The sequence below is a fragment of the Wigglesworthia glossinidia endosymbiont of Glossina morsitans morsitans (Yale colony) genome (genome assembly GCF_000247565.1).
GTDB lineage: Bacteria > Pseudomonadota > Gammaproteobacteria > Enterobacterales > Enterobacteriaceae > Wigglesworthia > Wigglesworthia glossinidia_B.
Genome location: NC_016893.1, coordinates 471643 through 487343 on the forward strand (window position 1 = coordinate 471643; position 15701 = coordinate 487343).

Annotated in this window: 14 protein-coding genes and 3 tRNA genes; 7 read left to right on the forward strand and 10 right to left on the reverse strand. The window is 24.5% G+C overall.

What is annotated here, in order from left to right; all coding sequences use genetic code 11:
- Window positions 1–3: 3 nt before the first annotated feature.
- From WIGMOR_RS02315 to WIGMOR_RS02355, 9 genes are all read right to left on the reverse strand, one after another.
- A complete protein-coding gene (locus WIGMOR_RS02315) occupies window positions 4–492 on the reverse strand; it encodes a CvpA family protein (protein WP_014354227.1) in 489 nt (162 codons plus the stop codon).
- 131 nt (window positions 493–623) lie between these two features.
- Window positions 624–1880 (reverse strand): bifunctional tetrahydrofolate synthase/dihydrofolate synthase, encoded by a 1257-nt coding sequence (gene folC, locus WIGMOR_RS02320; protein WP_014354228.1) that lies wholly within the window; start codon window positions 1878–1880, stop codon window positions 624–626.
- A 31-nt stretch (window positions 1881–1911) separates the two neighbouring features.
- Window positions 1912–2775 carry an acetyl-CoA carboxylase, carboxyltransferase subunit beta gene (accD, locus tag WIGMOR_RS02325; RefSeq protein ID WP_014354229.1) on the reverse strand — a complete coding sequence of 288 codons (864 nt, stop codon included), beginning with the start codon at window positions 2773–2775 and terminating at the stop codon, window positions 1912–1914.
- A 112-nt stretch (window positions 2776–2887) separates the two neighbouring features.
- Window positions 2888–3700, reverse strand: coding sequence for a tRNA pseudouridine(38-40) synthase TruA (gene truA / locus WIGMOR_RS02330; RefSeq protein ID WP_014354230.1), 813 nt, complete (start codon window positions 3698–3700; stop codon window positions 2888–2890).
- Between the two features lie 101 nt (window positions 3701–3801).
- On the reverse strand, window positions 3802–4947 hold the full coding sequence (locus WIGMOR_RS02335) for a 4-phosphoerythronate dehydrogenase (RefSeq protein WP_014354231.1): 1146 nt from the start codon (window positions 4945–4947) through the stop codon (window positions 3802–3804).
- Window positions 4948–5132: 185 nt separating this feature from the next.
- Window positions 5133–5576 (reverse strand): peptidoglycan DD-metalloendopeptidase family protein, encoded by a 444-nt coding sequence (locus WIGMOR_RS02340; protein ID WP_050812770.1) that lies wholly within the window; start codon window positions 5574–5576, stop codon window positions 5133–5135.
- A 428-nt stretch (window positions 5577–6004) separates the two neighbouring features.
- A complete protein-coding gene (gene surE / locus WIGMOR_RS02345) occupies window positions 6005–6751 on the reverse strand; it encodes a 5'/3'-nucleotidase SurE (protein ID WP_014354232.1) in 747 nt (248 codons plus the stop codon).
- Between the two features lie 48 nt (window positions 6752–6799).
- Window positions 6800–7870: a class II fructose-bisphosphate aldolase gene (gene fbaA, locus WIGMOR_RS02350; RefSeq protein ID WP_014354233.1), complete on the reverse strand. Its 1071-nt coding sequence runs from the start codon at window positions 7868–7870 to the stop codon at window positions 6800–6802.
- A 59-nt stretch (window positions 7871–7929) separates the two neighbouring features.
- A complete protein-coding gene (locus WIGMOR_RS02355; protein WP_014354234.1) occupies window positions 7930–9096 on the reverse strand; it encodes a phosphoglycerate kinase in 1167 nt (388 codons plus the stop codon).
- Between the two features lie 421 nt (window positions 9097–9517).
- Between WIGMOR_RS02355 and trxA the strand changes: the two genes are divergently transcribed.
- From trxA to WIGMOR_RS02395, 7 genes are all read left to right on the forward strand, one after another.
- On the forward strand, window positions 9518–9859 hold the full coding sequence (trxA, locus tag WIGMOR_RS02360; RefSeq protein ID WP_014354235.1) for a thioredoxin: 342 nt from the start codon (window positions 9518–9520) through the stop codon (window positions 9857–9859).
- Window positions 9860–10115: 256 nt separating this feature from the next.
- Complete coding sequence (rho, locus tag WIGMOR_RS02365) at window positions 10116–11375, forward strand: transcription termination factor Rho (protein WP_014354236.1); 1260 nt, start codon at window positions 10116–10118, stop codon at window positions 11373–11375.
- 66 nt (window positions 11376–11441) lie between these two features.
- Window positions 11442–12593, forward strand: a complete 1152-nt coding sequence (gene rffA / locus WIGMOR_RS02370; RefSeq protein ID WP_014354237.1) for a dTDP-4-amino-4,6-dideoxygalactose transaminase — start codon at window positions 11442–11444, stop codon at window positions 12591–12593.
- 210 nt (window positions 12594–12803) lie between these two features.
- Window positions 12804–12878 (forward strand) — tRNA-Arg (locus WIGMOR_RS02380).
- Window positions 12879–12892: 14 nt separating this feature from the next.
- Window positions 12893–12965: transfer RNA gene (locus WIGMOR_RS02385), tRNA-His, on the forward strand.
- Window positions 12966–13014: 49 nt separating this feature from the next.
- Window positions 13015–13088, forward strand: a tRNA-Pro gene (locus WIGMOR_RS02390).
- Window positions 13089–13221: 133 nt separating this feature from the next.
- Complete coding sequence (locus WIGMOR_RS02395) at window positions 13222–13779, forward strand: NifU family protein (RefSeq protein WP_014354238.1); 558 nt, start codon at window positions 13222–13224, stop codon at window positions 13777–13779.
- Window positions 13780–14596: 817 nt separating this feature from the next.
- Here WIGMOR_RS02395 and fabA read toward each other — a convergent pair.
- Window positions 14597–15130: a bifunctional 3-hydroxydecanoyl-ACP dehydratase/trans-2-decenoyl-ACP isomerase gene (gene fabA / locus WIGMOR_RS02400; RefSeq protein ID WP_014354239.1), complete on the reverse strand. Its 534-nt coding sequence runs from the start codon at window positions 15128–15130 to the stop codon at window positions 14597–14599.
- Window positions 15131–15701: the final 571 nt, after the last annotated feature.

The following is a 15701-nucleotide window of genomic DNA, read 5'->3' on the forward strand; positions in this document are numbered from 1 at the left end:
ACATTAAATGTTCTTTATAAAATTTATATATTTACTTAAAATTTTTATAAACCATATAGTTGTGTAGTTAAAATAAGGAAGCAATTTCGAGTTAGTCCAATACATACTTTCTGTACATTTTGTGAACGTTTTTAAAAAAAATATAAGTATTGATATTATCAAAATACCACGAAATGTTCCAAAACAAACTCCTAAAAATTTGTTTAAATCAGATAATCCAAATTGATTAATAAAATTGTTTAAATAATGATTAATTATTGATCCTATTATTAATATAAATAAAAATATTAAAAATATAGAAGATATATTTCTAATAAATTTTTCTTCAAAAAAAACAAAAATGTTAGATAATATATCATAATAACGACTCGATAATATAATTGCCGTTATCCATATGATTAAGGAAAATATTTCGCTGACAAATCCTCTGATAAAACTAATCAAAGCAGAAAATATAATAATGCTAGCGATCAAGTAATCGGTAGCAATCATGTTTGAATTCCTTTTTTAATAAAAGTTAAATTATAAAAATTTATATTTAATATAAAAAATTTTTTTTATTCGATATTTTTAAATAAAATTTAATTAACTGTATCTAATTTTTTCAGATTGTAATGTTTTACTTATTTTATTTTTAAAATAGATGCTACGGTATGAAATGATCCAAAAATTAATATACAATCGCTTTTTTTTGCTTTTTTAATTGCGTTTTTCCAAGCATTTTGCACAGTATCAAATTTTTTTATTTCACTTTTTTTATTATCTAAATGCGTTACTATTTCTTCATGACTAGCTCCTCTAGAAAATTCTAGCAAAGAAACACAGTACCATATATTAACAATACTTAAAAAGTGTTTTAATGTATTTTTAATGTCTTTATCACGTAACATACCTATAATGACATATAGAAATCTAATATTTTTTTTAATTTTTTTTATTTTCTTTGATAAAAAATAAGCCGCATGAGGATTATGCGCTACATCTAAAATAATTAAAGGTTTTTTATTGATAATCTGAAATCTTCCAATTAATTTAGTTTGCAATCCTTGCAGTATTGAACGAGGTGATACGTAATATGGCAAAGATTGAATAACGGCTAATGCGGTAGCTGCATTTCGCACTGAAAGATTAGGATAGGGAAGATTTATAGAATAATCTTGATTACTCCATATCCAAAATTTAGGATTTTTTTTGTAAAACCAATGAGTATTTAAAAAGTATGGTATTGATTTATGATATTCTACAGATTTTTTTAATTCTAATGCATTTTGAATATCTCCAAAAATTGCTATTTTTCCGGTACGAAAAATTCCAGATTTTTCTTTTGCTATTTGCATGCATGTATTACCCAAAATTTGGGTGTGTTCTAATGCAATATTAGTAATTACTGAAATATCAGAATGAACAATATTAGTAGCATCTAATATTCCTCCTAATCCTACCTCTAGAATAACGACATCTAGTTTTAAATATTTAAAAATTGATAAAGCAACTAATGTGGTAAATTCAAAATAACTAATAGATATTTTTTTTCTTGCTTTATTGATATAAGATATTGCTGAAATGCATATTTCATCTGAAATTGGTATACCTTGTACACGAATACGTTCGTTATACTTTATAAAATGAGGTGAACTATATACTCCAACAGTTTTTTTGCTATATAAAATAATAGTTTCTATTAGACGACACGTACTACCTTTTCCGTTAGTTCCTCCAACAATAATAACAACTGGTGCTGGTTTTAACAAACCTAAATTGGAGGCAATATGATATATTCCATCTAGTCTTAAATCGATATCTTTATGATGTATATTTTCGATATGTTTTATCCAATCTGAAATTTTAGAATAATTATTCGGTATAAATACATGTTTCATAATTTGTTATATAAAAATATTTCGTATTCAATTAAGAATTAGTATCTGGTTCCGGTTGATTAGTAATTTTTGCTAATATTTTTGCAAGTGATTTACGCATTTTAGGTCTTCTAATAATTAAATCAATGGCACCTTTTTGAATTAAAAATTCACTTTTTTGAAATCCAGATGGTAGCTTTTCTCGTACAGTTTGTGCAATTACACGAGGACCAGCAAATCCTATTAAAGCTTTTGGTTCTGCAATATTTAGGTCTCCTAGCATGGCGATGCTTGCAGAGACTCCGCCCATGCTCGGATCAGTCAGTACGGATATATACGGAATTTTATACTGTTTTAATTTTCCTAAAGCTGCGCTAGTCTTTGCCATTTGCATAAGAGAAATTAAAGCTTCTTGTATACGAGCACCTCCACTAGCAGAAAAACATATCATAGGACAATTTTTTTTTATTGCTTGATTTATTCCTTGTACAAAACGAGCACCTACGATAGAAGACATAGAACCTCCTATGAAAGAAAATTCAAATGCCGCAGCGATTACTGGCATATTGTACAAAGTACCTTCCATTACTATTATTGCTTCTTTTTCTTGTGTGATTTTTTGTGCAGAATTTAATCGATCTTTATATTTTTTTGTATCTTTAAATTTTAAAATGTCTTTTGGTTCTAGTTCTTTACCAATTTCATAAATGTTATTTTGATCTAAAAAGTTCTTTAATCTTTTTCTTGCTGGTATTCGCATATGAAAATCGCATTTTGGACATACTTCTAAATTGCGTTCTAATTCTAATCGGTATAGCATTTGATTACAGTTAGAACATTTTGTCCATAACCCTTCTGGAATATTAGTTTTTTTTGTAATAGTATGTTTTTTTAAAATACGTTCAATCCAGCTCATATAAAATTGTATAGTTATGTAAAATACGTTTAGTACAAAATTTTGTATTATTTAATATTATTAATTTGTTTTAATTAATATATATTGTCTACGAGTTTTCTAATAAGATAACTTAATTAATAAATTTTTTAAATAAAAATTGGTTAAAAAAAGATATTTTCATATTTATATGAGGAATTTTAAAAAATTTTGGGTAACATACTTCAGCAAGATATAAGCCGTTTGGAGAAGCAGTGGGTCCGGCAAGTTTCCTATCTTTTAAAATTAATAATTCAGAAATCCAAAATTCAGATTTTTCACCTTTTCCAATTTGGATTAAAGTACCTACTATATTTCTTACCATATGATGTACAAATGAATTAGCACAAATATCAATATAAATATATTTTCCATATTTAAAAATTTTAATATTATGTATAATACGATAAGCGGTCTTTGATTGACAGTTTTTACTTCTAAAAGAAGTGAAATCGTGTTTTCCTATTAGTTTGTTTGCCGATTTTTGCATTTTTTTTACATTTAAAGAAAAAAATACTGTAGCGCAGTATTCTTGAAAGATACCAGGACGTACAATATGATTGTATATTACATATACGTATCTTCTAGAAGTTGCACTATATCGTGCATGAAAATTTTTTTTAACTGGAATTATCCATATAACTGCAATATCATATGGTAAATATGTGTTGACTCCTAGCATCCATTGACGATTAGAACGTATTATATGCGTAGAAAAATGTATTATTTGACAAATAGCGTGAACTTTAGCATCTGTTCTTCCAGAACAATATGTTGTAATTTTAGATCCAGAAAATTTGGTTAAAGCATTTTCGATTTCTATTTGAATAGAGGCAGATTTTTTTTGTATTTGCCATCCACAATATTTGTTTCCGTTATACTGCACACAAGCAGCAAATTTTTGCATAATTTTAAATATTTAATTTTGATTTTTTATAAAAATATAAATTTTTTAAATAATGTTTTATTTTTATGTAAAAAATTGTTGAAATTTAAAATATTTATTATTTATTTTTTGTTATATATAGCATTAAATCCTATTTTTTTTAAAATTTGTGAAAAATATGCGTTATCCACTTTTACATTTATAGATGACCATTCTCGACGATTTCGATAAGAAGATCGTAAATTATCAAAGTTATTTTTTTTATGAATATAGTTTTTCAATTGATTATCATCGTATAAAATATTATTAGTTAAAAGAGTTAATAAATAAATTTTTGATTGACTACATTTTCCTGATAAAGATATACGATTTATATCGGATTTATAAAAAAAATCTAAAATTGAATTTAATGATTTTAATTGTATTTTTTTTCCTAAAAATTTACATAATTTATTAAATATTGTAATTACTCCTCTAATTTTTCCTTCAATACTATGTCCTGCAATATGTGGAGTACCTATATCAACACGAGACAACAAGTCCAAGCAAATTTTTGGTTCATTTTCCCAAACGTCTAATACAACTTTAATTGGTTTGCCCAAACGCATAATATTGAGCAATGCTAAATTATCTACAACAGCACCGCGAGAAGTATTAATTAGTATACAATTATCTGGTAATTTTAATAAAATTTTCTCATTAATTAAATGTTTTGTAGGATATAGTCCGTGTGTAGTTAAAGGAACATGTAATGTTAAGATATCTGCATTTTGTATAAGTGTGTCTAGAGGAGTCCAAGTATTGTAATCAAAAATTTTTTTTACAAATGGATCATATAATAATGTTTTAATTCCAAGAGCATTTAATTTTTTACTTAAACATTTTCCAATGTTACCTACTCCGATAATTCCTACTGTTTTTTTAATTAACAAAAATTTATCGCGTATAGACAAATGTAGTAAACATGATAGCACATATTCTGCTACCGCAATAGAATTGCATCCAGGAGAAAAATGAAAATGTATTTGTTTTTTTTTCAACCACATAAGATCAACATGATCAATTCCAGAAGTAACACTACCAATAAATTTGATTTTAGTATTGTTTAATAATTGTTTATTAATAGTTGTCGTAGATTTGATAATTAAGATATCAATATCTTTTAATTTTGATTTGATTATTTTGCGTCCATGCATTAATTGAATAATACCTAACTGTTTAAACCAACTTAAAAAAAAAGAAAGATTTTCATCTATTAAAATATTCATATTTTATGAAATAAGTAATAAAGTTCGGTTATATTGTTTAATATTATATGAATTAATTAAATTATATTAAAATTTATTAGTTTATTGCATATTACATAATTTTTATTAAAAGTAAATATTATTGCATGTAAATTAGTAGAAGTATTTTACTTTTATATAATTTAAAAAAATATTGTAATTTTTACTTATTTTTTTGTTAATATAGACATGGGATCAATACTTTTACCTCGATATCGTATTTCGAAATACAATTTTGTTTCATTTGAATTAGATTTTCCCATGGTAGCTATTTTTTGACCAGATTTTATTTTTTGTTTTTTACTTACTAGTATAGTATTATTATGTGCATATATACTTAAATAATTATTTTTGTGTTTTAAAATAATTAAGTTTCCATAACCTTTAATATTATTTCCAACGTATACTACTTGGCCTTCGTGAGCAGCTAAAATGGGCTGATTATATTTTCCGAATATTTCTAATTTTTTACGTGAAGAATGGATCGTTATTTTCCCTTTAGAAGGCCAAATCCAAAACTTTGATTTATATATAATATCATTTTTTTTTCTGATATTTTTTCTTGTTTTTTTTTGAGTTTTTAATTTTTTTTGTACGATAAATTCGTTCATTAAGTTTTTTAATGTATATACACGATCGGAATGAACTTTAAAATGAAAAAAATCTTTTTTATGAATTGTTAAGTGAGAAAAATAATTTTGAATTTTTACTTCAAAATCAAGAAAAAATTTTTTTTTGTATATATTGACTTTTTATCACTTGTTTTTTCATTAGTATTGTTTAAATTAAAAAAATCATATTTAAAACATGTATTTTTTATTAAATCATAATAAGAACTAAATACTGGTTTAATATAAAAATTAATATGTAATAATACAATTAATAGAAATTTATAACTCATAATCATTATATCTTTTACGATTTAAAATATAAAAATTTGGAAATTTAAAAAAAGTATTAATTTACAAATTTTTGTAAAAATTTATATTAAAATTACTTTTATTTTAAAAAAAATTATATTGTACAAATATTTATTTTCTTATGTATACATTTCAAACCATTTAAAAATTGGATCTATTGCTTCATGATACGTTAAATTTAAAGATAATGGGGTTACCGAAATGTAACCATGCTTAATAGCGTAAAAATCAGTATCAGAACGATCTTCATAGTTCTTTAAATTTGCACCTATCCAAAAAATTTTATTATTTTTCGGATCTTTTTTTTGTATTATTTTATGTTTTGTATAATGTCGACCAAGTTTAGTAACTTTAAAACCTTTAATTTTTTTTAAAGGAAGGTCTGGTATATTAATATTTAATATATATTTTTTTTTAAGTGGATTTTTAGCAATAGCATTTAATAATTTACATGTTATTTTAATGGCAGTACATAGATAGCGCTTACCAGTTAAAGATATTGCAAAAGAAGAATACTTTAGATCTCTGCCTTCAAAAGCAGCTGCGATAGTACCAGAGTAAAAAACATCATCGCCTAAATTTGATCCTAAGTTAATTCCAGAAATAACAAAATCCGGTTTAGGTTGCATAAAAAAATTAACGCCTAAGTATACACAGTCTGCTGGAGTACCTGAAATTACAGTAATATCTCCATTAGAAAAACGATGAATACGTAATGGTTGATTAATAGTTAGAGCATGTGAAGATCCGCTACGATCGTAATTTGGAGCAATTACTTGCAGATTAAAAGAACTTTTTAGTTTTTTCGCTAATTTTTGCAATCCAGGCGAATAAATTCCGTCATCATTGCTTAATAATAAGTTCATTTTCATGAAAACTTTTAAAGTTTATTTTAATTTTAAAATATTTATTATTTATAATACATTTACTACGTTGAGTTGATAAAATATTTTTTCTAATTTTTTAATCATAGAAATTTGTGCACATCTTAGCCAATTTCTAGGATCATAAAATTTTTTGTTTGGACAATCTTTCCCTTCTGGATTACCGAGTTGGGATTGTAAATAATTTTTATTTTTTTTGTAAAAGTTTAATATTCCTTTCCAAGTAGCCCATTGAGTATCTGTATCGATATTTATTTTTACTACTCCATATTTAATTGCAAGTTGAATATCTGCAATACTTGATCCTGATCCACCATGAAATACAAAATTCAACGGATATTTATTTAAACCAAATTTTTTAGAAACATATTGTTGAGATAATTTTAAAATCTTTGGTTTTAATTTAATATTTCCAAAACGATATACTCCGTGACAATTGCCAAAAGATGCAGCAATAATAAAATTAGATCCAATTTTTTTTAAATTTTCATACGCGTATTTTACATCTTCGGGTTTAGTATATAACTTGGAATGATGTAAATTTTGATTGTTTATTCCATCTTCTTCTCCTCCTGTACATCCTAATTCAATTTCAAGCATCATATTTAATTCACGCATTTTTTTTAAATATTGACTGCTAATTTTAATATTTTCTTTTAAAGGTTCCAAAGATAAATCGATCATATGTGATGAAAATAAAGGTTTTCCGGTATTTTTAAAATTTTTTTCTCCTGCTATTATTAGAGAATCTATCCACGGTAACATTGCTTTAGAACAATGATCTGTATGCAATATTACTGGAATATTATAATGTTTTGCAATATTATGTACATGCAATGCTCCTGATATTGCGCCTAATATTGATCCTTGTTTAGAATTCATTTGTTTTCCTGCAATAAAAGATGCTCCACTATAAGAAAATTGAATAATCACGGGAGAACGTAATTTAGAAGCAACTTCTAAGGATGCATTAATTGAATCTGTCCCGATACAGTTTATTGCAGGTATAGCAAAACCTTGTGTTTTTGCAATAGTGAATAGTTGTTTTATTTTATCTCCGAATATTACTCCGGATCCAATTAATTTTAAAATATTTGGCATAAAAATTTAAGCTCTTTAAATAAAATTAGTTAAATAAAAGATGTATATGAAATTGTATATTATGTAATATGCAAATTTTCCAGTGCTAATAAGCTTGGTAAAGTTTGAGTTTCAATAAATTTTAATAATGCTCCTCCTCCAGTAGATACATATGAAAATAAATTTAAAATACCAAATTTATGAGCTGCTAATATTGTTTCTCCTCCTCCAATAATAGATAAAACATTTTTTTTTACAATATTTTGTGCTATTTTTTTAGTTCCTGAACATTGGTGATTAAATTCAAAACATCCTAAAGATCCATTCCAAAAAATTGTTTTTGCTGTATTTAATATTTTAATAAATTCTTTACAAGAACGCTTTCCTATATCTACTATATAATCTTCATTATCTATTTTTGAGATAGGTTTTTCAATTAAATTATAAAATTGATTATTTTTAATAATTTTTACATCTTTTGGCAATACAAGATTATCTTGAATTTTTAAAAGAAATTCTGCTTTTTTAATATAATTTAGTTCTTTTAAAGATTTTCCAATGCTATATCCTTGTGATAATAAAAACGTATTAGCAATTCCGCCTCCAATTATAATTTTATCGGAAATCTTCGATAATTTTTTAATTACATTAAATTTAGTTGCGATTTTAGATCCTCCGAGAACTGTGACAACTGGACGTTCTGAATTTCTTAAAACTTTTTTGAGATATTTTATTTCTTTTTTAAAAAGTATCCCAATACAACTTTGAGGTGCAAATTTAATTATGCCATATGTAGATGATTCTAGTCGATGTGAAGCTCCAAATGCATCCATAACAAATATATCACATAAGTTAGCGTATTTTTTTGACAATATTATGTCGTTATTTTTTTCGCCTTTATTAAAGCGTACATTTTCTAATACTAAAAGTTCATCTCTTCGTGATTCAAAACCATTCAAGTAGTTTCTAACTAATCTTACCGGATAATGAATATATTTTTGTAATATTTTAACGATTGGTTGTAAAGAATATTTTTTATTATATTTTTCGTCTTTAGGTCTTCCAAGATGTGATACAACAATTACAGATTTGGCATGACTTTTTAAAGCAAAATCTATTGTCGCAATAGATTTTTGAATTCGTATATCACAAATAACCTTGTTGTTTTGAATTGGAACATTAAAATCAGTACGTATTAATATTGATTTATTTTTTAAATAAAAATCAGTTATGCATGGAATTTTCATACGAAATTGTAAATAATAATATTAGATATATATTAGAATATATCATTTTTAAAATTTAAATACTTATAAAAAAATTTTAAAATATTTGTAGATTAAAATAAAGTTGAATTTTTCTTAAATTCGTTTAAAATTTAATAAATTTTAATTTTTAAAATATTTTTGATCTATTAATTATATTTAGCAAACTAGAATTATTTATCGTATACAACTAATTATATCATAATATATAAATAAGAAACATCGATATAAATTTTAAAAAAATTAATAAGATTTTTAATTTTTTATAAAGTTAAATAAAAATTTAGAAAAATCTAATTTAGATACATTATTATGAAACAAAGTTTTCAATAATATAAAAATTTTATTTTAACTATATCAATACATGATATAATATCATAATATTATTAAAAATGGATTTAAGATGGATTATCAAGATAATATTCAAGAAATTAATGACAATGATTTTAATATAGTAGTATTACAATCTAAAAGTCCTGTTTTAGTTGATTTTTGGGCAGAATGGTGTTCTCCATGTAAATCTATGATTCCTATTTTACAAGATATATCAAAGAAGTATGTTAAAAAATTAAAATTAGTCAAAATAAATATAGAGAAAAATGCAATTATTCAAGAAAAATATCTAATTCGAAGCATACCCACTTTACTATTGTTTTTTAATCAAAATTTATTAGGAACTAAAATTGGAGTATCTTCGCAAAAAGAATTAGAATTTTTTATTGATAGCTATTTAAAAAAATTGTAGTTTATTGATTTAAATATATAAAATAAAAACAAAGTAAAAATATTTTTTTTATTTAAATTTTTTATATAAACTTAAATTAAAAAAAAATACTGAAAATATAATTAATATTATGTTTAAATTTATCAGTACGTAAGTTCATGTAAAAATAGTATAGTATAAAAAATTTTAATTTTTTCTAAAATTAGAATAAAAACTTTATATCAAGTGATTTAAAATATGATTATAAATCAATACCCGTCACCATCATTTCATGATTATGAATCTTACCGAACTAAAAAATAAGCCGGTTTCAGACTTAGTTACTCTCGGCGAAAATATGGGATTAGAAAACCTTGCTCGCATGCGTAAACAAGATATTATTTTTGCTACCTTAAAACAACACGCTAAAAGTGGAGAAGATATTTTTGGCGATGGCGTATTAGAAATATTACAAGATGGCTTTGGATTTTTACGATCAAGTGATAGCTCATATCTTGCCGGTCCAGATGATATTTATGTTTCTCCTAGTCAAATTAGGCGGTTTAATTTGCGTACAGGAGACACAATTTCTGGAAAAATTAGACCTCCAAAAGAAGGAGAACGATATTTTGCACTACTGAAAGTAGACGAAGTTAATCACGATAAACCAGAAAATTCTCGTAATAAAATTTTATTTGAAAACTTAACACCTCTACATGCAAACTCTCGTTTGAAAATGGAGCGAGGCAATGGATCTACAGAAGATCTTACTACACGAGTGCTAGATTTAGCGGCACCAATTGGCAGAGGTCAACGTGGATTGATAGTAGCTCCTCCTAAAGCAGGAAAAACAATCTTGCTACAAAATATTGCACAAAGTATTTCATATAATTACCCGGAGTGCGTTTTAATAGTTTTATTAATTGATGAGCGTCCCGAAGAAGTTACTGAAATGCAAAGATTAGTTAAGGGAGAAGTTATTGCATCAACTTTTGACGAACCAGCATCGCGTCACGTACAAGTATCTGAAATGGTTATTGAGAAAGCAAAAAGATTAGTAGAACATAAAAAAGATGTCATTATTTTGCTAGATTCAATTACAAGATTAGCGCGTGCATATAACACGGTAGTACCTGCATCCGGAAAAGTATTGACCGGGGGAGTAGATGCTAATGCATTACATCGTCCAAAAAGATTTTTTGGAGCTGCTAGAAATATGGAAGAAGGCGGTAGCTTAACAATTATTGCCACAGCATTAATTGATACTGGATCCAAAATGGATGAAGTTATATATGAAGAATTTAAAGGAACCGGTAACATGGAACTACATTTATCAAGAAAAATAGCTGAAAAACGTGTATTTCCTGCTATTGATTACAACAGATCCGGGACAAGAAAAGAAGAATTACTAACTAGCACTGAAGAACTACAGAAAATGTGGATTCTAAGAAGAATTATTCATCCTATGAATGAAATTGACGGTATGGAATTTTTGATGAATAAATTATCTATGACAAAAACTAATAATGAATTTTTTGAAATGATGAAACGTTCTTAAAAACTTATTACAGTGATGTATAATTTATATTTACGAACAAATACTTAATATAATTAAAAATTTCTCATGTATAAAAAAACTGTAATCCCTTTTAATCAACCAACTTTAATTGGTACAGAAAAAAAATATGTTAGTATTGCAATAAAAAATAATACTTTATCCGGAGATGGAGAATTTTCGCATCTTTGTTCACGTTGGTTGGAAAAAAATTTGAGAGTTAAGAAAGTTTTTCTTACACCTTCATGTACAGATGCATTAGAAATGGCTGCAATAATTTTGAATATTCAAAAAGAAGACGAAATTATTATGCCAAGCTATACATTTGTATCTACTGCAAACGCATTTGTATTACGAGGAGCAAAAATTATTTTTATAGATATTAGACCTGATACGCTAAATATTGATGAAAAATTAATTGAATCTGCAATTACAAAAAAAACTAAAGCTATCGTAGTTATTCATTATGGAGGCATATCCTGCGCAATGGATACAATCAAAAATATATCAAAAAAATATAAGCTTTGGATTATAGAAGATAGCGCACAAAGTATTTTAGCAAAATATAAAAATTTTTATTTAGGCAGTATCGGTCATCTTGGATGTTTAAGTTTTCATAGCACAAAAAACTTAACTTCTGGAGGAGAAGGAGGAGCAATTTTAATTAACGATGAATCGTTAATTGAAAGAGCAAAAATAATTAGAGAAAAAGGAACAAACCGTTCATTATTAATTGAAGGTAAAATAGACAAATATACTTGGCACAGTTTAGGTTCTAGTTACTTAATGTCGGATCTTCAAGCAGCTTATTTATGGGCACAATTAAAACTTTCAGAAAATATTCACATAAAAAGAATGAAATTATGGAATAACTATTTCCATAGCTTAAAAACTTCAAATTTTTTTGATATTCCAATTTTTCCTAAATATTGCCAGCATAATGCACATACGTTTTATCTCAAATTCAAAAATTACAAGGATTGTAATTTTTTTATAAAATATATGCGTAAAAATGGTATAAACGTTGCGCAACACTATGCTCCTTTGCATTTAAGTCCTGCTGGAATAAAATTTGGTAAGCTTTTTGGAAATGATATACATACAAATTTTATTAGTAAAAATTTAGTACGTTTACCTTTATTTTTCAACTTAGATCAAAAAAATCAAAAATATATTATATGTAATATACATAAATTTATAAATACTTATAAACAAAAATGATATTTTTTAAATACAATATTCAAAATATTTTAAAATATTGTTTTAACAGTTTTTTTATAGCTGTAAATTATGTAAAATCGTATTTTAAATTTAATTTCACTAATGTTTTCAGTATTTTATTTAAAAATTTATATAAATACTGTATATTGCATAATAAGATTAATTTTTTAAAAAATTAAACTAACTCGTATATAAAAATTAATATTTTGAGCGCCCGTAGCTCAAATAGGATAGAGCATTGCTTTCCGAAAGCAAAGGTTTCAGGTTCAAATCCTGTCGGGCGTTTAAAGCTTTATATGGTGATTGTAGCTCAGTCGGTAGAGCCCTGGATTGTGATTCCAGTTGTCGTGGGTTCGAATCCCATCAATCACCCAAAAGATAGCAGCAGTATGTTTTAAATAGTTTATAATCATTTAAAATTCGGCGAGTAGCGCAGCTTGGTAGCGCAACTGGTTTGGGACCAGTAGGTCGGAGGTTCAAATCCTCTCTCGCCGATTTAATCAAAAAATATAATGCAAATTATTTTATAATATTTAACTAAAATTTTATATGCTAATATGATTATGTTTATCAATTCAATTAAATTGAAGCAATTAAAAATTTAAACTACTAGATTACAATACTTATCATGATTTATATTACTAAAAAAGCACAAAAATATATTTCGAAATTATTATGCAATCAACCAAAAAAAACACACATTAAATTATTAATACTATCCCCTAATACCGAAAACATAAAATGTCAAGTCGAATATTATATTCCACAAGTTCAATTTTCTGATAAAGAAAAAAAATTTAAATTTTCTAATTTTAATGTATATATAAATAAAGCAAATATTATGACAATTAATTATATTCGTATTAGATTAAAAGAAAATAATTTAAATAAGCAAATCATTGTGAATATTTCAACAAGCAAATTAAATTTAAAACAAAAATTGTCTGCTTTTATTCAATCTAAAATTAATACATTTCTAATGCAACATAAAGGTTACGTAGAGTTAATTGATGTCACAGAAGACATGTTTGTTTTAATAAAATTTTTTGGAGGATGCAACGGATGTGCTATGGCAAATATTACTTTACAAGAAGGCATCGAAAAAGAAATAAAAAAATTTTTTCCTGAAATTAAAGGTGTTCAGGATATAACACAACATGTACGTAATAATAGTTCTTATTATTAAATTTTATTATTTTTTATTTTTTAATAAAAAATTATATTATCTTAATATAAGATAAAATTTAAATTACTATATCTTTAAATAAAAACTTTAAGAATTATCTACACAACAATGAAATAGTAATAATTTATTAAGCACTGAATTGCATTCGCATATAATGCATAACTGTACAAATTAACATATCCGTTGGAATTTAAAAAATAAATAATTAATTTTTATTAAAATTTATTTAAAAATTTATTTGAAAAAAATTTTAAAATTATATGTATGTATCTTATTAAATTGAAATAATAAATAGAAAATACTTTTAATTTGCAAACAATTAAATTTTACATAATTTTTAAAATTACTGCATAATAAAAATATCTAAATTAGTTTTCTTATAAATAGAATTCTCCTATTCTTTTTTTTAACAGGTAAAATAGATTTTCACATATACAGATAAATGAATAATTTAGATCATTTCTATAAATGTATATTTTTAACGTAAATAAAAATTATTAATAAATTTTACAGAAAAAATTGTTTTATTTTAAATAATTTTGATTAAAAAATAGTTGCGAGAAAATTTTTGATATACATAAAAATAGAACTTTCGATCGCAATTTTAATTGCGATCATGCGTTATCAAAAAATAAGTTATTTTTTAAATTTTACACATAAAAAAATATTAAATAGTTAATTTTATATATTAATTTATTTATAAGATTATTTATTTAACGAATTAAATTTTAATAATTTAAAAAATTAAAATTTTTTCGATTAAAAATAAATTTTGGATGTATTGTAATAATAATTAAGTATTTTTGATAAAAATGATTTAAATTTCTATATTTTGAAAATTTGTCATATCTCTAAATAGTCCTACTTTTAAATCACTTGCTGTATAAATAATTTTTCCGTCACAAATTAACTCTCCATCCGCCATTCCCATGCATAATTTTCTGTTAATTATACGACGAAAATGAATATGATATATTACTGTTTTAGCACTAGGCAAAATTTGTCCAGAAAATTTTACCTCGCGTACCCCTAAAGCTCTTCCTTTACCTTCTCCTCCTAACCATCCTAAATAAAATCCAACTAATTGCCACATTGCATCTAATCCTAAACATCCCGGCATAACTGGATCATCAATAAAGTGACAATGAAAAAACCACATATTAGGATGAATATCTAATTCCGCTTTTACGAAACCTTTGTTATAATGACCTCCGTCTTCTGTTACAGTTATAAGACGATCAATCATAAGCATGTTAGGCGCTGGAAGTTGTGGGCCATTTTTCCCAAACAATTCTCCTCGACTTGAAGATAATAGATCTTCTTTTGTATAAAATTTACGTTTTTTTAACATATGCTTACCTTTTCTGAAGAATCAGAAAATCTGTATAACTTAATATATAAAAACTTTTAAAAATTTCTGTTTTATTAATAACTATTATATTTTTAATATTGTTATATAAGTAAATGTCAGATGCATAATATCTAGTTTAAAATTTAGTAAAAATATGATTTTAAATACTCTTTTGATAGTCATTATTAATGATATTTAAAATACTTTATTTGTCATTGAAAAAAAATTTTAACATTGATTTGTTAAAATTGATTATAATTTATCAGTTCAATTTAAAAATTGATGATATTAAAAAATAACTTAAATAAAATTATTAATAATATATGTGTATAAATTTTTAATTTATATTATCTATTTTTTAAAATAATTTTATGTGTTATAAAATCAGTTTTTTAACATCAAATTATTAAATAACTCATCAATCTAAAATATTACAGTTAATTTAATTTAAAAATATAAATTTTTAAATATAATTAATTTAAGTTTTAGTTAAAAATTGACTTGTATCGTATTTCGATGTAACAAGTTCTTGACAAAGAACAGCATTTTTAGTTTTTAATACAAAAATAAA